Consider the following 24,832-nt stretch of genomic DNA (forward strand, 5'->3'; position numbering starts at 1 on the left):
GGATGGCGGGTGTGCGCCGGGCACCAGGCTCGTCGAACGCATCGTCCGACGCGAACAACCACAACCACGGCGCGAAAGCGCCCAGAAACAGGAGTACGACCATGGCCGTCGTCACCATCCGCCAGCTGCTCGACAGCGGCGTTCACTTCGGACACCAGACCCGCCGGTGGAACCCGAAGGTCAAGCGCTTCATCCTGACCGAGCGCTCCGGCATCCACATCATCGACCTGCAGCAGTCGCTCGGGTACATCGACAAGGCTTACGAGTTCGTCAAAGAGACCGTCGCGCACGGCGGCACCATCCTCTTCGTCGGCACCAAGAAGCAGGCGCAGGAAGTCCTCGCCGAGCAGGCGACGCGCGTGGGCCAGCCCTACGTCAACCAGCGCTGGCTCGGTGGCCTCCTCACCAACTTCCAGACGGTGTCGAAGCGCCTCGCCCGTATGAAGGAGCTCGAAGAGCTCGACTACGAGAACCCGGCCGAGAGTGGCTTCACCAAGAAGGAGCTGCTGCTCAAGAAGCGCGAGCTCGACAAGCTGCACAAGTCGCTCGGTGGTATCCGCAACCTGCAGAAGACCCCCTCGGCCATCTGGGTGGTCGACGCCAAGCGCGAGCACCTCGCGGTCGACGAGGCCAAGAAGCTCGGTATCCCCGTCATCGGCATCCTCGACACGAACGCCGACCCCGACGAGTTCCAGTACCCGATCCCCGGTAACGACGACGCGATCCGCTCGGTGAGCCTTCTCACGCGCATCATCGCCGACGCCGCCGCCGAGGGCCTGATCCAGCGCCACCAGCCCGCCGGAGAGGCCGAGGCCGAGGCCGCCGAGCCGCTCGCCGAGTGGGAGCGCGAGCTGCTCACCTCGGGCACGTCCGACGAGGCCGCGGCCGAGACCGACGCCGAGACGACCGAGGCCGCCACCGAGTCGGCTGACGACGCCGCGGGCGCCGAGGCTCACGACGAGGCCGTCGCCGACGCGTCGGGCGAGACCGCGACCGAGGTCGCCGACGCCGAGGCCACCGACAGCAAGTAAGCCGCGCGACCCCCGGTCACCCTCGGGTGGCCGGGGCGTCACCCGCACAGGCTACGATCCGGCGGGGTCGTGACCGCCCCCTCTTCGCGAGGGTGGTGACACGGCCCCGCCGGGCTCACATCTAGAACGCAAACGACAAGGAGACCGCCACACCATGGCAAACTTCACGATCGCCGACATCAAGGCGCTGCGCGAGCAGCTCGGCACGGGCATGGTCGACACCAAGAAGGCGCTCGAAGAGGCTGACGGCGACGTCGAGAAGGCCGTCGAGATCCTGCGCCTCAAGGGTGCCAAGGGCAACGCCAAGCGCGCCGACCGTTCGACCAGCGAGGGCCTCGTCGCCGCGCGCGAGGTCAACGGCACCGTCACGCTGCTCGAGCTCGCCTGCGAGACCGACTTCGTCGCCAAGAACGAGCGCTTCATCGCTCTGGCCGACAAGGTCGTCGACGCGGCATCCGCCGCCGGCGCCGACTCGGTGGAGGCCGCCCTGGCCGCCGACGCCGACGGCAAGACCGTCGAGCAGCTCATCTCGGACGAGGCCGCGATCATCGGCGAGAAGGTCGAGCTCCGTCGCGTGCGCACCCTCTCGGGCGACAAGTTCGAGGTCTACCTGCACAAGACCAGCAAGGACCTGCCCCCGCAGGTCGGCGTGGTCCTGGCCTACACGGGTGACGACGCCGAGACCGCTCGCTCCATCGCGCAGCACATCTCGTTCGCCAACCCCTCGTACCTCACGCGCGACGCCGTGCCCGAGGCCGACGTCGAGAAGGAGCGCGAGATCGTCACCGAGATCTCCCGCAACGAGGGCAAGCCCGAGGCCGCCCTTCCGAAGATCGTCGAGGGCCGTGTCAACGCGTTCTTCAAGCAGGTCTCGCTGCTCGACCAGGACTACGCGAAGGACAACAAGCTGTCCGTCGCCAAGGTCGCGTCCGACGCCGGTCTCACCCTGACCGACTTCGCCCGCTTCAAGGTCGGCGCGTAATCCACGCATGACGAGGCCCGGGATGCCATGGCATCCCGGGCCTTTTCCCTGCCCGGGGGTCGTTTCGGTCGACGCGGGCGGGGAGCTAGTTTGTTCAAGACGAGAGGACACCACACGTGATCGATGAAGCCACCAAGCGCCGCCGTGTACTGCTGAAGCTGTCGGGGGAGGCATTCGGCGGGGGCCAACTGGGCGTGAATCCCGACGTCGTGAGCCAGATCGCCCGCGAGATCGCCGAGGCGGTCGACCGGGTCGAGATCGCGATCGTGGTCGGCGGTGGCAACTTCTTCCGCGGGGCCGAGCTGAGCCAGCGCGGCATGGACCGCGGGCGCGCCGACTACATGGGCATGCTGGGCACCGTGATGAACGCGCTCGCCCTGCAGGACTTCCTCGAGCAGGCGGGAGCGGCCACCCGCGTGCAGTCCGCCATCTCGATGACGCAGGTCGCCGAGCCCTACATTCCGCGTCGCGCCGTGCGTCACCTCGAGAAGGGTCGCGTGGTCATCTTCGGCGCGGGAGCGGGGCTGCCGTACTTCTCCACCGACACCGTCGCCGCCCAGCGCGCGCTCGAGATCGGCGCCATCGAGGTGCTGGTCGCCAAGAACGGCGTCGACGGCGTCTACACCGCCGACCCGCGCACCGACGCCGACGCCGTCAAGCTCGATCACCTCACCTACCGCGACGCTCTGCAGAAGGGCCTGAAGGTCGTCGACTCGACGGCGTTCAGCCTGTGCATGGACAACGGCATCGACATGCGCGTGTTCGGCATGGAGCCGGCCGGCAACGTCACCCGTGCGCTGCTCGGCGAGACGATGGGCACCCTGGTCACCACATGACGCGCCGTGCGGGCCCGGGGAGCCGGGTCCGCACGCGGCTAGACTGAGAAGTCAGTCCCAACGAATGGAGTCACCGTGATCGCCGATGTCCTCGCCGATGCCGGAGCGCGCATGGATCGTGCCGTGGAGGCCGCCAAGGAGGACTTCGCGACCGTCCGTACCGGACGCGCGAACCCCCAGATGTTCCAGAAGGTGCTGGTCGACTACTACGGCTCGCCCACCCCTCTCGGTCAGCTCGCCTCGCTGAACAACCCCGAGGCCCGCACGCTCGTGGTGAATCCCTACGACAAGTCGGCGCTGAAGGCGATCGAGCAGGCGATCCGCGACATGCCGAACCTCGGGGTCAACCCGACGAACGACGGCACGATCGTGCGCATCACCATGCCGGAGCTCACCCAGGACCGCCGCAAGGAGTACGTCAAGATCGTGCGCGGCAAGGGCGAAGACGCCAAGGTGCAGGTGCGCAACCTCCGCCGCAAGGCCAAGGACGACCTCGACGCCCTGAAGAGCGATGTCGGCGAAGACGAGCTCGTCCGCGCCGAGAAGGACCTCGATGGCCTCACGCGCACGCACGTCGACAAGATCGACGAGGCTCTCAAGCGCAAAGAGGCCGAACTCCTCGAGGTCTGAGTCATGACCGACCTGCCCGAGACCGGCGACACCGATCCGGTCGATCCGACCGATGCTCGCCGGGCCGATCCGGTGCGCCGTTCGCCGATCACGGGCGAGGGCGTGACCGCAATCGAGTCGCAGCTGCGGGCGATGCGCACCGACGCCGAACAGCACATCGCGCATGCCCGCGCGGAGTTCGACCAGGCCAACGAACGTCTCAAGCAGCGCACGGGCCGCGACCTCATCGTCGCCACCCTGATCGGCGTGGGCATCGGCGTGATCGTGATCGCGTCGCTGGTCTTCGTCAAGTGGCTCTTCGTGCTGTTCGCCGCGGCGGCCATGGTGCTGGGCGTGCTCGAGTTCTCGCGCGCGCTCCAGGTGGCCGGGCGGCGCGTCGACGTCGTACCCCAGCTCGTCATGGGCTTCCTGCTCGTGCTCAGCGGGTTCTTCCTCGGCGCGTGGGTGCACTGGGTCGCCACGCTGGTCGCGGTCGTGGTGGTCATCGTGTGGCGCCTCACCGCGCAGCTGTTCTCGGGCGACGGTCGCGCGCCCATCGAGGTGATCGGCGACGTTCTCGTCGGCGGCTTCGTGCAGCTCTACGTCCCCTTCCTCACCAGCGTCGCGCTGATCCTGCTCGCGCAGCCGCGCGGCGAGTGGTGGGTGCTGGCGTTCCTCATCCTGGCCGTCGCCGCCGATACCGGCGCATACGTGTCGGGCTTGACGTTCGGGCGGGGCGGGCGGCATCCGATGGCCCCCCGCATCAGCCCGAAGAAGACCTGGGAGGGCTTCGCCGGGGCCTGCGTCGCCGCCCTCGTCGCCGGGGCGCTGCTGGCCGTCTTCATGCTGCAGGTGCCGTGGTGGGCGGGTCTCATCTTCGGCGCCGTCGTGCTGGCGACGGCGACGGTCGGCGACCTGGGTGAGTCGATGCTCAAGCGCGACCTCGGCATCAAGGACATGAGCTCGTGGATCCCCGGCCACGGGGGAGTGCTCGACCGCCTCGACTCGATCCTGCCGTCGGCCACCGCCGCGCTGGTGATGTTCTACCTGCTCGCCCCGCTGGGAGTGTCATGACCGAGACCCCGATCCACGATCGAGTGAGCGCGACGCCGTTCCCCGAGGCCTCCGGGCGCTCCAAGGGCTACGAGAAGCGGGCCGTCGACGCCTTCCTCGCGCAAGCGCGCGAGGCGTTCGAAGCGGATGCCGAGGGAGCGCTGCGCTCGTCGGAGATCCGCGCCGCCGCCTTCCCCCTGGTGCGCGGCGGTTACGCGGTCGCCGCCGTCGACGCCGCGCTCGGACGCGTCGAGGACGCCTTCGCCGCCCGCGAGCGGGAGTTCGCCCTGTCGCGGCTGGGCGCGCGGGCGTGGGTCGCCGAGACCCGCGACACGGCCCAGGTCGTGCTCGATCGGCTGGGTCGCCCGCGCGGCGAACGCTTCGATCGTGTCGGCCTGCTCCGTTACGGCTACCGCGTCGACGAGGTCGACGTCGTCGCCGACCGAGTCGCGGGGTATCTGGCGGCGGGCCACCCCGTCACGCCCGAGCAGGTGCGCGCCGTCGCCTTCCGCATGCAGCGCGGCGGATACCGCGAGGCGCAGGTCGACGCCGTGCTCGATGCCGTCGTCGAGGTCATGCTCGCCGTCGGATGACCCGTTCACGTGGCACGCGCCCGCGGGCGTCGGTAGACTCGAGCACACTGTGACTGCCGGTTCAGACCTCTCGCGTGCCTCCTCGTCCCGCGCCGCCCGCCGGGGCGTGGTGTCCGTCGACGTCGTGCCGCCCGCGCTTCCGCGTCGTTCGGCGCCGCGCTGGTCTCGCCGACGCGGAGTTGTCGGTGTCTTCGCCTCGTGTGCCGCGGTGCTCTTCGCCGCCGCGTACGTCGGCCCGATGGGCGCGGCGCTGACGCCGGCCCAGGCGGACGAACCCCGCACGGTCACGCTGTACGCCGAGGGCCTCGGCGACACGCAGGCCGTGTCGACCTCGGGCGAGAAGCAGGCTCCCGTGCTCGATCGCTCGAGCTACAACGTCTACGTCAAGCCGAAGCCGACCCCGACACCGACCCCCACGCCGTCGAGCGGGTCGGGATCGTCGGCGGGCGACGCCGGACCGCTGTTCTACTCCGGCGGCGGTGCCCCGGGGGAGTGGATGGCGGCGGCGGGCATCTCCGACGCAGACATGGGCTACGTCGACTACATCGTCAGCCGTGAGAGCGGCTGGAACCCGAACGCGACCAACCGCTCCTCGGGCGCGTGCGGTCTCGTGCAGGCGCTGCCGTGCAGCAAGGTGCCCGGAAACGGCTACGACCCGGTCGACAACCTGCGCTGGGCCACCGGGTACGCCACGGGCCGGTACGGCAGCTGGGCCGGCGCCTACGCGTTCTGGACCAGCAACCACTGGTGGTGAGCGGCGCCCATGCCCCGCTCCCGTAAACGTCGTCCGGAACCCGGCCGCGGCGAGGATTCCCTCGATCGCCTGATCGCCGGGTGGAAGCGCACCGAGGTCAAGCGCGGGATCGACTGGACCGTGCAGCCGATCTCGGCACCGCAAGCGCTGAAGGACTACGTCTGCCCCGGCTGCGGTCGCGCGGTCGTGGCCGGAACCGCCCACCTCGTCGTCTGGCGGGCCGACGGCGTGCTCGGCGACGCCGCCGACCTCGCCGCCCGACGCCATTGGCACACGCACTGTTGGAGGATCGCCTGATGGAGATACGCGGACCCGTTCTGCTCCCCGCCCGTCGCGAGGACATCGAGCTGCGGACGGTCGACGAGCTCACCCTCGTCGGCGAACTCGCTCTTCCGCTGGAGCGGGAACCCGTCGCGACGCTGGTGACCCTGCATCCGCTGCCGACGGCGGGCGGCTTCATGGACTCGCACATCCTGCGCAAGGCCGCGGGGCGACTGCCGGCCCTGGCCGACCTCGCGGTGCTGCGCTTCAACACCCGCGGCACCACGTCACCCCGCGGGACGAGCGAGGGCACCTTCGACGGGGGAGCGAGCGAGGTCTTCGACGTCGCCGCAGCCGTGGACTTCGCACGCGAGCGGGGTCTTCCCCGACCGTGGTTGGTCGGGTGGTCGTTCGGCACCGAGCTGGCGCTGAAGTACGGTCGCGATCACGACGTCGAGGGCGTCATCCTGCTCTCGCCGCCGCTGCACCGTGCGACGGCCGACGAGGTCGCCGCGTGGGCCGGCGACGCGCGGCGCATGGTCGTGCTGGTTCCCGAGTTCGACGACTACCTGCGACCGGATGAGGCGCGGGAGCGATTCGCGTCCGTTCCGGATGCCACCCTGATCGCCGTCGAGGGCGGGAAGCATCTGTGGGTGGGCGAGACCCAGACCCGTCGGGTGCTCACCGAGATCGTCGCCGCCGTGAACCCCGACGCGCTGCCGCTCCCCGTGGAGTGGGACGGCGACCTCGACGGCTGACGACGGTGTCCCACGCGAGGCGAACGGCTCGGCCGGTCTCGCGGGGTGACGGAGCGTCGATCACCGCTCGTTCTGCCGCGGGATGATCACCTCGCGGTAGATGATGAGGATGCTCGCGGCCACGGGGATGGCGATGAGGGCGCCGAGCAGGTTGAGCAGCGCACCGCCGGCGAGGGCCGAGATCACGACGACGGCACCGGGTACCGAGACGGCGCGGTTCATGATGCGCGGCGAGATGACGTACGCCTCGATCTGCATGTAGACGAGGTAGTAGACCAGCGCGATCAGCGCCGTCGTGGGAGATCCGAGCCCGGGCAGAAGGCACGTCAGCACGATGATCGTCGACCCGGTGAGCGTACCCACGAGCGGGATCAACGAGAAGAAGAAGGCGATCACGGCGAGCACGGCCGGGAACGGGGCGTTGATGATCGACAGGAAGATCGCGCTCAGCACGCCGTTGATCACGCCCAGGCTCACCTGACCCATGACGTAGTAGCCGACGGAATCGGTGATCTTCTCGGCCAGCTCGATGAACCGCGCGCGCTTCGACGCGGGGACCAACTGGTAGACGGCCGACTTGAGCGACGGGGTGGATGCCGTGAAGTAGATCGTCAGGATGAGCACGATGAACGCGCCGCCGACGCCGGCCGCCACCGCACCGCCGATCGTGAGGAGGCTGTTGCCCACCATCGTCGAGATGGACCCCACGTCGAGCGTGGTGACCCACTGCTGCACACCGGCCCACACCTCGTCGAGGCGCAACCAGGGGAGGGTCTGCTCGACCCAGGTCTGCACCTGCGTGACGATCTCGTTCCACCGGGTCGGCTGCAGGAGCTGCTCGATCTGCACCACGAGCTGGGTGATCTGCCCGACGATGATCGGCACGACCATCACGATGATGCCGGCGAAGATCCCCAGCACCCCGAGGATCGTCACGAGGACCGCCGCCCACCGGGGGAGACCGCGCTTCTCGAGGAACGAGACGACGGGATCGAGGCCCAGCGAGAGGAAGAGGGCCGTTCCCACGTACAGCAGGATCGTGGACAGGTTCTCGACGCTGCCGATCAGCAGCAGCCCGACGCCGACGCCGAGCGTCGCCAGCAGCGCCACCTGGAAAGGATTGTGGATCTTCATGACGACGACTCCCGCCTCGGACGGGTGCGACGGCGCCCGTTGTCGTCAGGATACTGACGCCGCGCCCTCGAACGTGCGCGACGGGCCTCGCCGCGAACTTTCAGGCGTCCTCGGCTAGTCTGAAACGTCGATTCTTCGGTGGTGCCAGGGCCGCCGGTGGGGATGGTGTGAAGAGTGAGATTTGTCTGGGCCGTGGTGGCGTTCGTCATCGCCGCCGCCATGATCGGTGCGGGCATCGCTCAGCGGACCGTATTCCAGGGTCCGTCCGAGACCACCGCGGCCGTGCAGACCGAGGGCACCACGCCCTACACGCTCATCGACGGGTCGGTTCTCACCAGCACCCCGGGCGCGCAGACGCTGCGCGTCGCGGGTGACGGAGCCGTGTTCGTGTCGTACGGGCGCACCTCCGACATGCAGGCGTGGCTGTCGGACACGCGGTACACCTCGGTGGTCCCCGGCGGCGAGGGCAGCCTCCAGACGTCGGTCGTCGAGCCCACCGCGACCGCGACGGGCGAGGTCGCCGGGCGCAGCCCGGTCGATTCCGACCTGTGGCTCGACGAGTTCGAACAGACCGGTTCGCTGTCGACCACTCTGCAGCTTCCCGCCGACATGAGCGTCCTGGTGGCCTCGGACGGTATCGCTCCCGCCCCCTCCGACATCAGCGTGACGTGGCCGATCGACGACAGCACACCCTGGGCGGGCCCGCTGATCGTGGGCGGCGGCATCGCGCTTCTCGCCGGTCTCGTGCTGTACCTCCTCGGCATCCGGCACGTGCGTCGTTCGCGCCGCCCGCGCCGCAAGGGCCTCCCGCTGCCCGTGACCGAGCCCATCTCGATCGGCGAGTCCCGGACGGCGGGCACGGGTGTCGTGAGCGAGTCGCCGGCCCGCCGGGGTCGGGTGCGCGGAGCCCTGGGTGGCGGACGACGCGCCCTCATCGCGGTCCCCGCGCTCGGTGTCTCGCTCACCCTGCTCGCCGGCTGCTCCGCCGATGCGTGGCCGCAGTTGGCCGCGACCGAGACGCCGAGTGCGTCCCCGACCGTCATCGTGCCCGAGGGCCAGTTCCCGCCGGCCGTCACCGAGGCGCAGGCGACGCGCATCGTCTCGCGCGTGTCGACCGCGGTGACGCAGGCCGACGCGTCCCTCGACAAGACCGCCGCCGCGACCCGCCTGACGGGACCGGCGCTCGCGGAGCGCGAGACCAACTACACGCTGCGGGCGGCGATCACCGACCGTCCGGCCCTCCCCGCCATCCCGGCCGAACCGGTGCAGATCATCCTGCCGCAGACCACCGGCGCGTGGCCGCGCACGCTCATGACGGTCGTGGAGTCCGCTGACGCGGCGACTCCGACCACGACGATCATGATGATGACGCAAGAGACGCCCTGGGCCGAGTACAAGGCCGCGTACGTCGGAAACCTCGAGGCCTCGACCAACCTGCCCGAGCTGGCCGCCCCGTACGTGGGCGCCACGCAGGTTCCCCCGGACTCGTCGTTCCTGGTCATGGAGCCGCAGAAGGTCGCGGAGGCCTACTCCGACATCATCAACAACGGGCAGAACAGTGCCTCGTACGGCCTCTTCGACACGGCGAACGACCTGCTGCTGACCGCCATCCAGGACAACAAGACCAAGCGCACCGACGAGCTGAATCAGACGGGTCAGGGCACGGCCGAGATCAGCTTCGCCGCCTCGGCCGGTCCCGCCTCGCCGATCGCTCTGGCCACCCTCGACACCGGCGCGATCGTCGCGGTCAACGTGTACGAGAGCGACACGGCCAAGCCCACGAACGCCGACGCCGTGATCAAGCTCGACAACAACCCGGCGGTGAAGGCGCTGACCGGCGTCGACCAGTCGGCGACGGGCTTCACCACCACCTACTCCGACCAGGTCTTCTTCTACGTCCCCAGCCAAGGCTCGGACGACCAGATCCGCCTGCTCGGTTACCGATCCAGCCTCCTCGAAGCGAAGGTGTCCCCGTGAGCACTCCCGCCCCCGGTTCCGTCATGCGCGGTGCCGTCGACCTCTCGTCGCTGCGCAACCGCCCGCAGCCCCCCGCCGCCGGTGAGGCCGCCCCGGCGGCCCCGCCGTCGGGAGCGCTGCCCCTCGTCTTCGACGTCACCGACGCCAGCTTCGGCGAGGTGCTCGAGCTGTCGCGGACCGTTCCGGTCGTCATCGACCTGTGGGCGGAGTGGTGCGGTCCCTGCAAGCAGCTGAGCCCCGTGCTCGAGAAGGTCGTGACCGAGCTCGCGGGCCGTCTCGTGCTCGCCAAGGTCGACGTCGACGCCAACCCGCAGCTCGCCCAGGGCTTCCGCGCGCAGTCGATCCCGATGGTGCTGGCGCTCGTCGCCGGCCAGCCCGTGCCGTTGTTCACGGGCGCCGTCCCCGAGGAGCAGGTGCGCGAGGTGTTCGCCCAGCTGCTGCAGCTCGCGGCCCAGCACGGCGTCACAGGCACGATCCCCGTCGACGGCGCCGCCGATGCGGTCGCCGAGCCCGAAGAGCCGGTTCTGCCCCCGCTGCACGCCGAGGCGTTCGCCGCGATCGAAGAGGGCGACTACGCCCGGGCGATCACCGCCTACGAGCAGGCGCTCGTCGAAGACCCCCGTGACGCCGACGCCCGCGCCGGACTCGGACAGGTGAGCCTGCTCGCCCGTGTGCAGGATGCCGACCTGCAGGCCGCCCGTGCGGCCGCGGCCGCAGCTCCGACCGATTTCGACGCGCAGTTCCTGGTTGCGGACCTCGACCTCGTGGGCGGCCACGTCGACGACGCCTTCGCGCGTCTGCTCGATCTGTTCGCCGAGCTCCCGGCCGACGATCGGGCGCCCGTTCGCGAACGCATCCTCGAGCTGTTCGGTCTCGTCGGCGACGACGACGCCCGCGTCATCCGCGCGCGTACCCGTCTGGCATCCCTGCTCTTCTGAGCCGACGACGAAGGCCCCACCCGATCGAGGGTGGGGCCTTCGTCGTGCGCCGAGGTCAGCTCTCGGCGCGGTGGTGCAGCCACAGCACGCCCAGGGGCGGGAGCGTGACGACGGCGCTGCCGCGGGAATCGGTCGTCACCGCACCGAAGTTGCCCTGGCCCGAGCCGCCGAACGCCTCGGCATCGCTGTTGAGGATCTCGGTCCACGTTCCCGCTTCGGGCAGGTCGATGGGGAAGTCCCCGAGCGGGACGCCCGAGAAGTTGCACAGCACGGCGATGGTGTTGCCGTGGTGGTCGCGGCGCGCGAACGCCAGCACGTTGGGGTTCCACGCGGGAGCGCCCAGACGCGAGAACGCGGCGCCGTCGTGATCGCGCGACCACAGGGCGGCCTGGTCGCGGTACACGCGGTTGAGCTCGGCGACGAAGGCGTGCAACTGCGCGTGCGAGGGCTGGTCGAGCATCCACCAGTCGAGGCCGCGCGACTCCGACCACTCCGACATCTGGCCGAACTCCTGGCCCATGAAGAGCAGCTGCTTGCCCGGGTGGCCCCACATATAGGCGAGGAACGCACGCATGTTGGCGAGTTTCTGCCAGTGGTCGCCCGGCATGCGGCCGAAGAGGCTCCCCTTGCCGTGCACGACCTCGTCGTGGCTGATGGGGAGCACGAAGTTCTCGCTGAACGAGTAGACGAACGAGAACGACAGCTCGCCCTCGTGGTGCGAGCGGTACATGGGATCGCGCCCGATGTACTGCAGCGAGTCGTTCATCCAGCCCATGTTCCACTTGAACCCGAAACCGAGTCCGGCGTGCGAGGTGGGGGCGGTGACCCCGGGGAAACTGGTCGACTCCTCGGCGATGATCGCGATGCCCGGATAACGCTTGTACGAGGTCGCGTTGACCTCCTGCAGGAATCGGATGGCCTCGAGGTTCTCACGCCCGCCGAACTGGTTGGGAGCCCACTCGCCGTCATTGCGCGAGTAATCGAGGTAGAGCATGGATGCCACGGCATCCACGCGCAGACCGTCGACGTGGAACTCCTCGAACCAGTACAGCGCGTTCGCGACGAGGAAGTTGCGCACCTCGTTGCGGCCGTAGTCGAAGATGAGCGTGCCCCAGTCCTTGTGCTCGCCGCGCCGGGGGTCGGGGTGCTCGTACAGGGGTTCGCCGTCGAAGCGCGCGAGCGCGAACTCGTCTTTGGGGAAGTGGCCGGGGACCCAATCCATGATCACGCCGATGCCGGCCTGGTGCAGCCGGTCGATGAGGTAGCGCAGGTCGTCGGGGTCTCCGAAGCGGCTCGTCGGAGCGTAGTAGCCCGAGACCTGGTAGCCCCAGGAACCGCCGAACGGGTGCTCGGCGAGCGGGAGGAACTCGACGTGCGTGAAGCCCTGGGCCCCGACGTAGTCGATGATCTCGTCGGCGGCGTCACGGTACGACAGCCCTGGTTTCCACGACGCGAGGTGCAGCTCGTAGATCGACATCGGGCGGTCCAGCGGAGCGGTCGTCGAGCGTTCCTCGATCCACGCGTCATCCGCCCAGGCGTACTCGGACTCGGTGACGACCGAGGCCGTGGCCGGGGGGACCTCGGCCAGGCGGGCCATCGGGTCGGCCTTCTGGATCCAGGCGCCGCCGCGGGTGAGGATCTCGAACTTGTAGCGGGTGCCCGCGCCGATGCCGGGGACGAAGAGCTCCCAGACGCCGCTGCCGCCCATCGAGCGCATCGCGCTGCCCGTGCCGTCCCAGCCGTTGAAGTCGCCGATCACGCGCAGGGCGCGGGCGTCGGGCGCCCACACCGTGAAGGCCGTGCCGGCGGAGCCATCCATCTCGCGGACGTGGGCGCCCAGGATCCGCCAGAGTTCTTCGTGGCGCCCCTCGGAGATGAGGTGCAGGTCGAGCTCGCCGATCGAGGGAGCGTGCCGATAGCCGTCGTCGGTGGCGTTCTCGACCCCGTCGTCGTAGGTCGTGCGCAGCGTGTACCGGCCGGGGTTCTCGGTGAGAGCGGCCTCCCACACGCCGCCGTGCACGTGCTCGAGGGTGACGCTGTCACCGGTGGCGAGATCGGCAGCCACCTCGCGCGCGAGAGGACGCCGCGCGCGCAGGACCCAGCCGTCGGCGCCCTCGTGCACGCCGAGCACGCTGTGCGGGTCGTGGTGCGCGCCGTTCGCCACGGCATCCAGGATCTCGGGAGGAAGAGTGGTCATCGGTTCTCCTTGACGTGCAGGATGTGCACGGGCTCGGTGAAGGCGTCGAGACGCACGAAGTTGTGGTCGGCCCAGGTCCAGACCTGTCCCGTCACGAGATCTTCGACGTCGTACGACGTTCCCGGTTCGACACCCCAGACGGTGGTGTCGAGGTGGACGGTGCTCTCGCGGGTCGAGTGCGGATCGACGTTGGCGATCACGATGATCGTGTCGCTCTCGCCGGTGGGTGACAGGGCCGCATCGAGGTGCTTCGAGTAGACGAGGATCGCGTCGTCGTCGCTCCAGTGCACGCTGAGGTTGCGCAGCTGGCCGAGGGCGGGGTGCGCGCGTCGAGCCTCGTTGAGGATGCGCAGGTACGGGGCCAGCGAGTCGCCCGCCGCCTCGGCACCGGCCCAGTCGCGGAACTTGTACTCGAACTTCTCGTTGTCGATGTTCTCTTCGGCACCGGGACGCGCGACGTTCTCGTACAGCTCGTACCCGGCGTACACGCCGTACGTGGGGGCCGCGGTGGCGGCGATCGCGGCGCGGATCTTGTACGCCGGTCGGCCGCCGAACTGCAGGTACTCGGTGAGGATGTCGGGAGTGTTCACGAAGAGGTTGGGACGGAGGAAGTCGTCGGTCTCGTGCGCGAGGCCCGAGAGGAACTCCTCGAGTTCTTCCTTCGTGTTGCGCCACGTGAAGTAGGTGTAGCTCTGCTGGAACCCGGCCATCGCGAGCCCCTGCAGGGGAGCGGGGCGCGTGAACGCCTCGGCGAGGAAGACCGCGTCGGGCTCTTCGGCGCTGACGGTGGCGATGAGCCACTCCCAGAACTGCAACGGCTTGGTGTGCGGGTTGTCGACGCGGAAGATCTTCACGCCCTGGGCGATCCAGTGGCGCACGATCCGCAGCACCTCGGCGCGGATGCCGTCGGGGTCGTTGTCGAAGTTGACGGGGTAGATGTCCTGGTACTTCTTCGGCGGGTTCTCGGCGAAGGCGATGGAGCCGTCGGGCAGCGTCGTGAACCACTCGGGGTGCTCGGTGACCCACGGGTGGTCGGGAGAGGCCTGGAGGGCGAGGTCGAGGGCCACCTCGATGTCGTTCTCGCGCGCCGCGGCGACGAAGGCGCGGAAGTCGTCGAGAGTGCCGAGGTCGGGGTGCACGCTGTCGTGCCCGCCCGCGGCCCCGCCGATGGCCCACGGCGAACCGGGGTCGCCCGGCTGGGTGACGAGGGTGTTGTTCGGGCCCTTGCGGTTGGTCTGACCGATCGGATGAATCGGCGGCAGGTACAGCACGTCGAAGCCCATCGCGGCGACGGCGGGGAGGCGCTCGGCGGCGGTGCGGAAGGTTCCGCTGACGACGCTGCCGTCCTCGGCGCGCGTGGCGCCCTCGGAGCGGGGGAAGAACTCGTACCACGAGCCGACACCGGCGCGGGTGCGTTCGACGAGCAGTTCGGCGTCGCGCCCGACCGAGACCAGACCCATCAGGGGCCGGGCGTGGAACAACGCGGCGATCGCGGGGTCGCGGACGATGTCGAGGGCGACGTCGTCGTGCGTGTCGGGGTCGCGGAGTGCCCGCGCGGCGTCGTACAGCACGTCTTTGTCGCTGCCGGGGCGCTTCTTCTCGCCTCGGGCGCGGTCGAAGAGCTGAGCGCCCATCTCGCGCATGACGGCGACGTCGACGCCCGCGGCGATCTTCAGGTCTGCCGCGTGCTCCCAGGTGGCGAAGTCGTCGGCGTAGGACTCGAACCGGAACCGCCAGACACCCTGCTCGAGGGGGACCACGAGCGCCGACCAGCGGTCGAACCCGTCGTTCAGTGGGCTGAGACGGTGCAGTGATTCGTCGCCCGAGGGCGAGAACAGGCGCACGTGCACGCCGATCAGATCGTGTCCCTCGCGGAAGGCGGTCACCGTGAAGGGCACGGCTTCGCCGACGAAGGCCGACGGTCGGAACCGCCCGCCGGGAACACTCGGATGCGGAAGGGCCAGGGGGATGCGTGGGGTGACCACGTTCCGTGACGTCGGTGTCGGCTTGACCGGCCGCACGGGGATCGAGGCGGCACTGCGCCAGGGCAGCTCGGGCGTGAGAGTCGTCGTGTCAGCCACGGTCCGAACCTACCGCGGGGCGACGACGTGCCCTCACCTTTCTCGCGCCCTTGACAGGGCGCGTCGGTTACTCGACGCGGAACAAACGCATCGATGCGCCCGCCAGCGAGACCGTCTCGCCGGGGGCGAAACGCTCCCCGCCGGGGGTCGGCGCCTCGTCGGCACTGGACCACAGCGAGACGTAGGCCGTGCCGGCATCGTCGTCGAGAGCGGGCAGCACGATGTCGGCCGGCGCCTCGGTCCCGTGCACGACCAGCAGGACCTGGTTGAGGTCTTCGTGCTCGGGCGTCGAGGTCGCGAGGTATTGCAGCGTGCGATGCGCGGGGTCGTTGAAGGCGTCACTCGACATCGTGCGCCCCTTCTCGTCGAACCACTGCATGACCGAGGCCGAGGGGATGCGCTCCCCGAGTCGGGCGAACCGCCGAGGACGCAGGGCCGGGTTGTCGCGGCGGATCTGCAGCAGACGCTGCGTGTGCGCGAACAGATCGCGCTGCCAGGGTGCGAGATCCCACGACAGCCAGGTGAGGGCCGAGTCGTGGCAGTAGGCGTTGTTGTTGCCCCGCTGGGTGCGTCCCATCTCGTCGCCCGCGGTGATCATCGGGATGCCGGCCGAGACGAGCAGCGTTCCCATCAGGTTGCGCATGGCCTTGCGACGGGTGGCGAGGACGCGTTCGTCATCGGTGCGTCCTTCGGCGCCGTGGTTGAAGGAGCGGTTGGTGTCGGCGCCGTCGCGGTTCTGCTCGCCGTTGCCCAGGTTGTGCTTGACGTCGTACGAGACGAGGTCGCGCAGCGTGAAGCCGTCGTGCGCCGTCACGAAGTTGATGCTCGCGAGCGGTCCGCGCTCCTCCGAGAAGGTGTTCGAGGAGCCCGCCAGGCGCGTGGCGAAGCCGCCGATCCCCACGGGGGCGGTGTCGGCGCGGCGGGCGTAGTCGATGTCGCTCAGCCAGAAGTTGCGCACCCGGTCGCGGTAGCGGTCGTTCCACTCCTGCCAGCCGTCGCCGAAGTTCCCCGTCTGCCACCCGCCCATGCCGACGTCCCACGGCTCGGCGATGAGCTTCACGTCGGCGAGTTCGGCGTCGTCGCGGATGGCCTGGAGCAGCGGATGCTCCGGCGTGAACGAGTGCCGCTCGTCGCGGCCCAGCGTGACGGCGAGGTCGAAGCGGAACCCGTCGATCTGCACGTCGTTGGCCCAGTAACGCAGCGAATCGAGGACCAGCCGCGCGGCGGCGTCGGTCGAGGTGTCGACCGCGTTGCCGCACCCGGTCTCGTCGATGTAGGCGCCGTCGTCGGTCTGGCGGTAGTACGACCGGTTGTCGATGCCCCGCAAGCTCGTGCGGGGGCCGCCGATGCCCTCTTCGGCGGTGTGGTTGTAGACCACGTCGAGGATGACCTCGAGGCCGGCCTCGTGGAGCAGCTTCACCATGCCCTTGAACTCGCGCAGCACCGCCTCGGGACCCTCGGCGCGGCTGGCCGCGGTGGCGTAGGCGGCGTGCGGGGTGAAGAAGTTGAGGCTGTTGTAGCCCCAGTAGTTCGTCAGCCCCAGCTGCAGCAGACGCGGCTCGGTCGCGAAGGCGTGGATCGGCAGCAGCTCGACGCTGGTGATGCCGAGCGACAGGAAGTGATCGATCATGGCGGGGTGCGCGAGACCGGCGTAGGTGCCGTGCAGCGCCGGCGGAATGAAGGGATGCCGCTTGGTCAGCCCCTTCACGTGGCCCTCGTAGATCACGGTCTTGTCCAGCGGCACGCGCGGTTTCGTCGACGTGCCCCAATCGAAGCCGCCCTCGACCACGACCGCGCGCCAGTCGCCGAAGTTGCCCGAGACGAGCCCCCGCGCGTACGGCTCGACCAGGAGCGTCTGCGGATTGAAGGTGTTGCCGGGGCCGAGCGGACCGCCCACGCGGATGGCGTAGCGGGCTCCGGGCCGCAGCAGAGCGGAGGTCGCCTCGAACACCCCGTCGCCGAGGGGGACCATCGTCACCGTCTCGGTCGCCCAGTCGAGGTCGACGTCGTCGAACACGAGCATCTGCATCGCGTCGGCGTGACCCGACCACACCCGGAGGGTGCCGCCATCGGGGCCCAGCCTCACTCCGAGATCGTCGAAGGCGCTGCCGAGCAGGCCGGGGCGGGCGGGAAGGACAGTCTCGGGTCGGACCATGCGTCTTAGGGTAGTGAACGGCGGCAGGCGTCGTCGGAAGGACAGCACGATGCAGGTCTACCTCGATCACGCAGCGACCACGCCGTTGCGCGCAGAAGCGCGCGCTGCGTGGCTCGCCGCACACGATGTGCTGGGCAATCCGTCGTCGATCCACGGGGCCGGCCAGGCGGCGCGTCGCTTGCTCGAAGACGCCCGCGACCAGCTCGCCCTCGTACTGGGGTGCCAGCCCATCGAGATCGTCTTCACCGGCAGCGGCACCGAGGCGACCAATCTCGCCCTGAAGGGGCTGTGGTGGTCCCGCCCGACCGGGGTCGACGCCCTCGTCCTGCCCGACGGCGAGCATCACGCCACGCTCGACGTCGTGAGCTGGCTCGCCACCCAGGGCGCACTCGTACGCCCGGTCGGCCTCGACGCCGTCGGTCGGATCGACGCCGACGCGTTCGCCGCGGCGCTGCCGGGAACCGCCGTCGCCACCGCGCTCGTGGCCAACAACGAAGTCGGGACGGTGCAGAATCCGGCGGCGCTCGCGGAGCTGGCATCCGGAGCCGGGGTTCCGCTGCACCTCGACGCCGTCTCGGCACTCGGTCAGATCGCGGTGGACTTCGCGGCCTGGCGAGGTGCGGGCACCGCGGCCGGGGGACTGGCGGCGATGTCGGTCTCGGCGCACAAGGTCGGTGGCCCCGTCGGGGTGGGGGCCGCGGTGGTGTCGCGGCACGCGACGCTGACGGCCCTCGTGCACGGGGGTGGGCAGCAGCGGGGGCTCCGCGCCGGAACGCAGGACGTCGCGGGAGCCGCCGCCTTCGCCGCCGCGGCCACCGCCGCCGAGGCCGAGCGCGAGGCCGAGAACGTGCGGCTCGGAGCGCTGCGCGATCGCCTGGTCGACGGCATCCTGAGATCCGTCCCCGCGGCGCGCCTGCTGGGCGATCCGACGGATCGGCTCGCCGGAAACGCGCACGTGCTGTTCCCGGATGCCGCGGGCGAGACGCTGCTGTTCCTGCTCGACATGGCGGGGATCGCCGTGTCGACGGGGTCGGCGTGCCAGGCCGGTGTCGCCGAGCCCTCGCACGTCGTCCTCGCTCTCGGACTCGACGACCGCGCCGCCCGCTCGGTGCTGCGGTTCAGCCTGGGACGCACCTCGACGTCGGCGGACGTCGAGGCGGTGCTCGCCCGTCTTCCCGACGCGTACGCCCGGGCCGTGGCATCCGGCGCCCGTTCAGCCCCGCGTTCGTAGACTGGACCCATGCGAATTCTGGCGGCGATGAGCGGTGGCGTCGACTCCGCGGTGGCCGCGGCCCGCGCGGTGGAGGCGGGCCACGACGTGGTGGGCGTGCACCTGGCGCTGTCGCGCGCGGGCGGAACGCTGCGCGCCGGCAGTCGCGGATGCTGCACGATCGAAGACGCGATGGACGCCCGCCGCGCCGCCGACAAACTCGGCATGCCCTTCTACGTCTGGGATTTCTCGGAGCGTTTCCGCGACGACGTCATCGACGACTTCGTGTCGGAGTACCGCGCGGGGCGCACTCCCAACCCGTGCATGCGGTGCAACGAGAAGATCAAGTTCGCGGCTCTGCTGGAACGCGCTCTCGAGCTCGGCTTCGACGCCGTGTGCACCGGGCACTATGCCACGCTCATCGACACGCCCGACGGGCGGGAGCTGCACCGTGCGTCCGACAACGCCAAGGACCAGTCGTACGTGCTGGGCGTGCTGACGGCGGAGCAGTTGGCCCACACCTACTTCCCGCTGGGGTCGACCCCGTCGAAGGCCCTGGTGCGCGCCGAGGCGGCCGAGCGCGGATTGACGGTGGCACAGAAGCCCGACAGCCACGACATCTGCTTCATCCCCGACGGCGACACGCGCGGCTGGCTCGCCGACAAGGTCGGGGCCGAGCGCGGCGAGATCCTCGACCGCTCGGGCGCCGTCATCGGCACGCACGAGGGGGCGCACGCCTTCACCGTCGGTCAGCGGCGGGGCCTTTCGCTCGGCGTTCCCGCCTCCGACGGCAAGCCGCGCTTCGTGCTCGAGGTGCGCCCGATCAACAACACCGTCGTGGTGGGGCCGAAAGAGGCACTCGCGTGCGCCGAGATCGCGGGGGAGCGCTTCACCTGGGCCGGCCGGGCACCCGCGGGGGACCGCTTCGTCTGCCACGTGCAGATCCGCGCGCACGCCGACCCGGTGCCCGCTTGCGCTTCTCTGGTGGACGGTGTGCTGACGGTACGGCCCGATGCGCCCTTCGACGGCGTCGCCCCGGGCCAGACGGCTGTGCTTTATGACGGCACGCGCGTGATGGGCCAGTTCACGATCGACCGGACGGTGTCGGCGGTGCCGGTCGACGCCTGACCTTCTCGCGCGGGCGTGGGGGTCCGCCGGCGGTGATGAGCGGAGGGTGTGGGTTCGGGGGAGGGTGGATGCCGTGGCATCGGTCCTCCGTTGGTCCCTGGCACTCCGCTCATCACGCCAGTGAGGCAACCCCGACGGCGATGTCGGGACCCCTCCCTAAGCTGGAGGACGTGACCGAGCACGACCAGCTTCCCGACCTTTCTCTCGACGACGCGCGCGTCGAGGCGGCCGACCTGACGCAGCGCATCGTCGACGCGCGCGAGGCGTACTACGGCCGGGACGCCGAGCTCGTCGACGACGCCACCTACGACGGATGGATGCAACGACTCGAGGCCATCGAGCGGTTGCACCCCGAGTTGCAGGGGCAGGACAGTCCCACGCAGTCGGTGGGCGCCGCCGAGGCGACCGACCTCGCCACCATCGAGCACGCCGAGCGCATGCTGAGCCTCGACAACGTCTTCTCGCCCGACGAGCTGCGCGACTGGGCGGTGAAGACCGAGGCGGCGGCGGGTCGAGCGGTGCACTGGCTCAGCGAGCTCAAGATCGACGGCCTCGCCCTCAACCTCCGCTATGAGCACGGCGTTCTCACCTCGGCGGCCACCCGGGGCGACGGGCGCGTCGGTGAGATCGTGACCGACAACGCGCTCCGTCTCGCCCGCGTTCCGCGACAACTGTCCGGCGAGGGGCATCCCGCCCTCGTCGAGGTGCGCGGCGAGGTGTTCATCCCCGTCGCGAAGTTCGAGAACCTCAACAGACTGCAGGGCGAGTACCGAGAGCGCGCGGTGGCCGAGTCCCGCGAGCGCGCCGCCGGTCGACGCGGCACCCGGGCCTTCGACGAAGAGAAGGCCGAGCAGGCGGCCGCGCGACGGTTCCCCGCCTTCGCCAATCCGCGCAACGCGGCCAGCGGCGGACTGCGCCAGCAGATCGAGAAGAAGACCGGCCTCGAACTCGAGGCCGGCCTCGCCCGCATCGACTCCCTCTCCCTGTACGTCCATGGCCTCGGCGCGTGGCCCGATCCGCCGGTCGCCGCCCAGAGCGAGATCTACGACCTGTTGGCGTCGTGGGGACTCCCCACGTCGCCGTACAGCCGGGTCGAATCGTCGATCGACGGCGTTCTGTCGTTCGTCGCGCACTACGGCGCGCACCGCCACGACGTGGAGCACGAGATCGACGGCGTCGTGGTCAAGGTCGACGAGCTGGCGCTGCACGACGAGCTCGGCGCCACGAGCCGCGCTCCGCGCTGGGCCATCGCCTACAAGTACCCGCCGGAGCAGGTCAACACGAAGCTCATCGACATCGTCGTCTCGGTCGGGCGTACCGGGCGGGCCACGCCCTTCGCCGTGATGGAGCCGGCGAAGGTCGCCGGCAGCGTGGTGCGCCAGGCCACTCTCCACAACCAAGACGTGGTCAAGGTCAAGGGCGTGCTCATCGGCGACACCGTCGTGCTGCGCAAGGCCGGCGACGTCATCCCCGAGGTCCTCGGCCCGGTGGTCGAACTGCGCGACGGCACGGAACGCGCGTTCGTCATGCCCGCCGACTGTCCCGAGTGCGGCACCGCGCTGCGCCCCGCGAAAGAGGGCGACATCGACCTGCGGTGTCCGAACGCCCGCTCCTGCCCCGCGCAGGTGCGGGGGCGTGTCGAGCACATCGGCTCCCGCGGCGCGCTCGACATCGAGGCGCTCGGCGAAGTGACCGCCGCGGCGCTCACCCAGCCCGAGGTCCCCGACCGCCCACCCCTCGACACCGAGGCGGGGTTGTTCGATCTCACGATCGAGCAGCTCGTTCCCATCGAGGTCGTCGTGCGCGACTCCGAGACGGGCGAGCGCAAGGTCGACCCCGACACCGGAGACCTCGTGCGTCGCGCGCCGTTCCAGAAGCTCGGCCCGGCCACGTATCCGCCGGGGACCGAGGACCTCGATCCCGCCGAGCGCCGACGCCGCGGCATCCGCAAGGATCACCGCGAGGTGCGTCCGTCGGAGCAGGCGCTGAAACTGGTGGCCGAACTCGAGAAGGCCAAGACCAAAGACCTGTACCGTCTGCTCGTCTCGCTGAACATCCGCCACGTCGGACCGGTGGCCGCCCGCGCGCTCGCGCAGTGGTTCGGATCGCTGGATGCCGTCCGCGCGGCCTCGCGAGAAGAGCTCGCCGCCGTCGAGGGCGTCGGGGGCATCATCGCCGACGCGGTCATCGACTGGTTCGAGGTCGACTGGCACCGCGAGATCGTCGAGCGATGGACGGCCGCGGGCGTGCGCTTCGCCATTCCCGGCCACCCGGGGCCGGGCGCCGCGGCAGCCGCCGGTGGTGTGCTCGCGGGGCTCACGGTCGTGGCGACCGGGTCTCTCGAGGGGTACTCCCGAGAGGGGGCGCAGGAGGCCATCCTCGCCGCCGGAGGCAAGGCCGCGTCGAGCGTGTCGAAGAAGACGGACTTCGTGGCGGCCGGCCCGGGAGCCGGGTCGAAGCTGGCGAAGGCCGAAGAGCTCGGTCTGCGCATCCTCGACGCCGCACAGTTCCGCGTGCTGGTCGAGCAGGGGCCTGCGGCTCTTGACGGCGGTGACGGCGGCAACGCGGATGCGATCGCCGACGCGACCGCTGACGTCACCGCAGACGGCGGCGCGAGGGCTGTCGGCGACGTAGACGAAGCGACCTCTGAGACGCCGACCTCCGACATGCCGACCTCGGACGACTGAGCAGCCCCGGCCCCCCGCAGACGCCCCCCGGAGCGCAGACACCGCAGGCCGTTCGCGTGCGCGCACATCCGTGGGGTCGCAACGACGGCCTGACCGCACCTACCGTGGGAGATGCCCGAGGTCCGCGCCGCGGAGAGGCGGCAGTCCCGGATCGGCCCCTCCCTCCCGCACGGAGGGGCGGAGCCGACACCGGCCCCGCCCCTCAGCGCGCGTATCGCGACGTCAGCCGGCGCAGACCGCCGCGGCGTCGGTGAAGCTCTGCTGCAGCGTCTGCACCTGCTCGCCCAAGCCGTCGACGCCGCTCGGGTCGGCGACGACGCCCTCGAGGAAGGCGACGTAGTCGTTCAGCGCACCGCTCGCCTGGGCGGCGGCGGGGGCGACCTCGGTGTTCGTGATCGACGAGAAGGCGTCGTCGACGTTCGTCGCGAGGCTCTTGAAACTCGTCATCGCGGCCTCGGGGTCGGACGAGCTCATCGACGAGCCCGCCTTGCTGACCTCTTCGAACTGCGTCTTGACGATGTCGCACGCGTCGGCCTTGGACTGATCGGCCGCCGGAGCGCCGCCTCCCGAACAGCCGGCCAGCAGCAGCAATGCCGACGCCGCCAGGGCGGCGAGCGGAGTGCGCTTGATGATCATGTGATCCCCCTCTGTCTCCCCGGGCGGATCGCTCCGGGTGGGGCTCACGATATCGAGGGCACGACGAGGGGCGCCATCTTGCACCGGGGACTTGTGTCGGAGCCGCGCGGGGCCTCTCGTTCAGCCGCCGAGCAGCTGATCGCGCACCTGCCGGCGCAACACCTTGCCGATCAGCGAGCGGGGCAGCTCGTCGACGACCACGAGACGCTTGGGCACTTTGTACGGGGTCAGGATGCCGCGCGCGAACGCCCGCACCGCCTCGGCGTCGAAGTCAGCCGGGGTGGTCGGCACGACGGCGGCGACGACGTCTTCACCCGAATGTTCGCTCGGCACGCCGACCACGGCCACATCGGCGACGGACGGGTGCTGACGCAGCACGTTCTCGACCTCGGTCGGTGCGACGTTGAAGCCGCCGGTGATGATGAGTTCCTTGATGCGGTCCACGATGCGCACGAACCCGTCGTCGTCGATCGTCACGATGTCGCCCGTGCGGAACCAGCCGTCGACGAACACGGACTCGGTCTCTTCGGGTTTGCCGTAGTAGCCCGAGAACACCTGGGGACCGCGCACGAGCAGCTCGCCCCGTTCGACGTCGGTGCGGGGGTCGTCGGGGTCGACGACGCGGCACTCGGTGCCCGGCAGGGGGAGCCCCACGGTTCCGGCGACCCGGTTGCCGGCCACGGGGTTCGCCATGAGCACGGGGGAGCACTCACTGAGCCCGTATCCCTCGACGAGGTAGCCGCCGGTGGCCTTCTCGAACGGCACGACGAGGTCGTGGGGCAGTGCCATCGCCCCCGAGATCGCGACGTCCGTTCCGGCCAGCGAGATTCCCTGGGCCTCGGCGGCGGCGAGCAGCCGTTCGGCGATCGGCGGAACGAGGGGCAGGAACGTCGCGGGGTGCTTCTTCGTCACGGCGAGCACGAGGTCGGGGTCGAACTTCGGGAAGAGCACGAGCCGCGCGCCCATCGACATCGCGAAGGTCAGGCACAGGGTCAGCCCGTAGGCGTGGAACATCGGCAGCACCGCGTAGACGACGCACCCCTCGCCGCGCACGATCTGCGGAACCCAGGCGCGGGCCTGGGCGGCGTTGGCGAGCAGGTTGGCGTGCGTGAGCATGGCGCCCTTGGGGGTGCCCGTCGTTCCGCTGGTGTACTGGATGATCGCGAGATCGTCGGCGGTCGGTCGCGGGTGCGACTCGGGCAGCGGCGCGTGACGGACGAGCTCGGTCCAGGGGGTGGCATCCCGCGTCTTCTCGGTGAGCGCGGCGCGGGACTCGCGGGCCTTCGCGATCGGCAGTCGGAGCGCGAGACGCGTGAGCCGAGGCATCGCCAGGGTGACGTCGACCGACACCAGTGTGCTCACCCGCAGGTCGGCGGGGAACTCCTGCACCGTGCGCACGACCTTGCTCCAGACGATGGCGTGCTTCGCGCCGTGGTCTTCGAACTGCTTGCGCAGCTCGCGCGGGGTGTAGAGCGGGTTGTGTTCGACGACCACCGCTCCGAGCCGGAGCACGGCGTAGAACGCCACGATGTGCTGAGGGCAGTTCGGTAGCACGATCGCGACGGGGTCTCCGGCGCGTACGCCGTGGGCCGCCAGAGCGGCTGCCGCCCGCGAGATCTGCGCCGACATGTCGGCGTAGGTCGTCTCGCGTCCGAAGAACTGCAGCGCCGGGGCGTCGGGATAGTCGCGCGTCGAGGCGTCGACGATGTCGACGAGCGAGCCGGTCTGGGCTCCGACGTTCTCGGGGACGCCGTCGGCGTAGCTGCGGGTCCAGGGACGGGGCGGGTCGAAGCGCGTCACGCGGCCAGCCTA

The 24,832-nt window shown here is 70.2% G+C and carries 20 protein-coding genes; 14 read left to right on the plus strand and 6 right to left on the minus strand.

The genetic code is table 11. The features are described from left to right. Positions 1-101: 101 nt before the first annotated feature. From rpsB to ASG45_RS10250, 9 genes are all read left to right on the plus strand, one after another. Positions 102-1,031, plus strand: coding sequence for a 30S ribosomal protein S2 (rpsB, locus tag ASG45_RS10210; protein WP_055836696.1), 930 nt, complete (start codon positions 102-104; stop codon positions 1,029-1,031). A 154-nt stretch (positions 1,032-1,185) separates the two neighbouring features. Next, the gene (gene tsf, locus ASG45_RS10215) at positions 1,186-2,013 is read left to right on the plus strand and encodes a translation elongation factor Ts (RefSeq protein ID WP_055836699.1); all 828 of its coding nucleotides are present in this window, start codon (positions 1,186-1,188) and stop codon (positions 2,011-2,013) included. A 116-nt stretch (positions 2,014-2,129) separates the two neighbouring features. Further along, complete coding sequence (gene pyrH / locus ASG45_RS10220) at positions 2,130-2,849, plus strand: UMP kinase (RefSeq protein WP_055836701.1); 720 nt, start codon at positions 2,130-2,132, stop codon at positions 2,847-2,849. 75 nt (positions 2,850-2,924) lie between these two features. Next, the gene (frr, locus tag ASG45_RS10225; protein WP_055836704.1) at positions 2,925-3,479 is read left to right on the plus strand and encodes a ribosome recycling factor; all 555 of its coding nucleotides are present in this window, start codon (positions 2,925-2,927) and stop codon (positions 3,477-3,479) included. A 3-nt stretch (positions 3,480-3,482) separates the two neighbouring features. Beyond that, positions 3,483-4,532, plus strand: a complete 1,050-nt coding sequence (locus tag ASG45_RS10230) for a phosphatidate cytidylyltransferase (RefSeq protein WP_055836707.1) — start codon at positions 3,483-3,485, stop codon at positions 4,530-4,532. Further along, positions 4,529-5,104 (plus strand): DivIVA domain-containing protein, encoded by a 576-nt coding sequence (locus ASG45_RS10235; protein ID WP_055836710.1) that lies wholly within the window; start codon positions 4,529-4,531, stop codon positions 5,102-5,104. Before ASG45_RS10230 ends, ASG45_RS10235 begins: the two co-directional genes overlap by 4 nt. Positions 5,105-5,153: 49 nt before the next feature. Then, positions 5,154-5,858, plus strand: coding sequence for a transglycosylase SLT domain-containing protein (locus ASG45_RS10240; protein ID WP_235561599.1), 705 nt, complete (start codon positions 5,154-5,156; stop codon positions 5,856-5,858). 9 nt (positions 5,859-5,867) lie between these two features. Beyond that, on the plus strand, positions 5,868-6,155 hold the full coding sequence (locus ASG45_RS10245) for a hypothetical protein (protein ID WP_055836713.1): 288 nt from the start codon (positions 5,868-5,870) through the stop codon (positions 6,153-6,155). Further along, complete coding sequence (locus tag ASG45_RS10250; protein ID WP_055836718.1) at positions 6,155-6,877, plus strand: alpha/beta hydrolase; 723 nt, start codon at positions 6,155-6,157, stop codon at positions 6,875-6,877. Before ASG45_RS10245 ends, ASG45_RS10250 begins: the two co-directional genes overlap by 1 nt. Positions 6,878-6,937: 60 nt before the next feature. Here ASG45_RS10250 and ASG45_RS10255 read toward each other — a convergent pair whose 3' ends face one another. Next, the gene (locus ASG45_RS10255; RefSeq protein ID WP_055836721.1) at positions 6,938-8,011 is read right to left on the minus strand and encodes an AI-2E family transporter; all 1,074 of its coding nucleotides are present in this window, start codon (positions 8,009-8,011) and stop codon (positions 6,938-6,940) included. A gap of 174 nt (positions 8,012-8,185) precedes the next feature. Here ASG45_RS10255 and ASG45_RS10260 point away from each other — a divergent pair, with 174 nt between their 5' ends. After that, complete coding sequence (locus ASG45_RS10260) at positions 8,186-9,988, plus strand: hypothetical protein (protein WP_055836724.1); 1,803 nt, start codon at positions 8,186-8,188, stop codon at positions 9,986-9,988. Next, positions 9,985-10,926 (plus strand): tetratricopeptide repeat protein, encoded by a 942-nt coding sequence (locus ASG45_RS10265; RefSeq protein ID WP_055836728.1) that lies wholly within the window; start codon positions 9,985-9,987, stop codon positions 10,924-10,926. The genes ASG45_RS10260 and ASG45_RS10265 overlap by 4 nt, the downstream gene beginning before the upstream one ends. 55 nt (positions 10,927-10,981) lie before the next feature. Here the strand turns inward: ASG45_RS10265 and glgB are convergent, their stop codons facing one another. The 3 genes from glgB to glgX all read right to left on the minus strand — a co-directional run bounded on the left by glgB (position 10,982) and on the right by glgX (position 17,359). Next, positions 10,982-13,123 carry a 1,4-alpha-glucan branching protein GlgB gene (glgB, locus tag ASG45_RS10270; RefSeq protein ID WP_055836736.1) on the minus strand — a complete coding sequence of 714 codons (2,142 nt, stop codon included), beginning with the start codon at positions 13,121-13,123 and terminating at the stop codon, positions 10,982-10,984. Continuing rightward, complete coding sequence (locus ASG45_RS10275) at positions 13,120-15,204, minus strand: alpha-1,4-glucan--maltose-1-phosphate maltosyltransferase (RefSeq protein ID WP_235561600.1); 2,085 nt, start codon at positions 15,202-15,204, stop codon at positions 13,120-13,122. Before ASG45_RS10275 ends, glgB begins: the two co-directional genes overlap by 4 nt. 67 nt (positions 15,205-15,271) lie before the next feature. Further along, entirely contained in the window at positions 15,272-17,359 is a 2,088-nt protein-coding gene (gene glgX / locus ASG45_RS10280; RefSeq protein ID WP_055836739.1) for a glycogen debranching protein GlgX, read from the minus strand. A gap of 49 nt (positions 17,360-17,408) precedes the next feature. Between glgX and ASG45_RS10285 the strand changes: the two genes are divergently transcribed. The 3 genes from ASG45_RS10285 to ligA all read left to right on the plus strand — a co-directional run bounded on the left by ASG45_RS10285 (position 17,409) and on the right by ligA (position 22,384). After that, on the plus strand, positions 17,409-18,590 hold the full coding sequence (locus tag ASG45_RS10285) for a cysteine desulfurase family protein (RefSeq protein ID WP_055836741.1): 1,182 nt from the start codon (positions 17,409-17,411) through the stop codon (positions 18,588-18,590). A gap of 9 nt (positions 18,591-18,599) precedes the next feature. Continuing rightward, a complete protein-coding gene (gene mnmA / locus ASG45_RS10290; RefSeq protein WP_082516557.1) occupies positions 18,600-19,697 on the plus strand; it encodes a tRNA 2-thiouridine(34) synthase MnmA in 1,098 nt (365 codons plus the stop codon). A 140-nt stretch (positions 19,698-19,837) separates the two neighbouring features. Next, positions 19,838-22,384, plus strand: coding sequence for an NAD-dependent DNA ligase LigA (gene ligA / locus ASG45_RS10295; protein WP_235561601.1), 2,547 nt, complete (start codon positions 19,838-19,840; stop codon positions 22,382-22,384). Between the two features lie 222 nt (positions 22,385-22,606). On the opposite strand, the gene ASG45_RS10300 is transcribed toward ligA, so the two are convergent. Next, complete coding sequence (locus tag ASG45_RS10300; RefSeq protein WP_055836747.1) at positions 22,607-23,020, minus strand: hypothetical protein; 414 nt, start codon at positions 23,018-23,020, stop codon at positions 22,607-22,609. Positions 23,021-23,140: 120 nt separating this feature from the next. Then, the gene (locus tag ASG45_RS10305) at positions 23,141-24,820 is read right to left on the minus strand and encodes a long-chain-fatty-acid--CoA ligase (protein ID WP_055836750.1); all 1,680 of its coding nucleotides are present in this window, start codon (positions 24,818-24,820) and stop codon (positions 23,141-23,143) included. Positions 24,821-24,832: the final 12 nt, after the last annotated feature.

The sequence above is a fragment of the Microbacterium sp. Leaf436 genome (assembly GCF_001424715.1).
Lineage (GTDB): Bacteria > Actinomycetota > Actinomycetes > Actinomycetales > Microbacteriaceae > Microbacterium.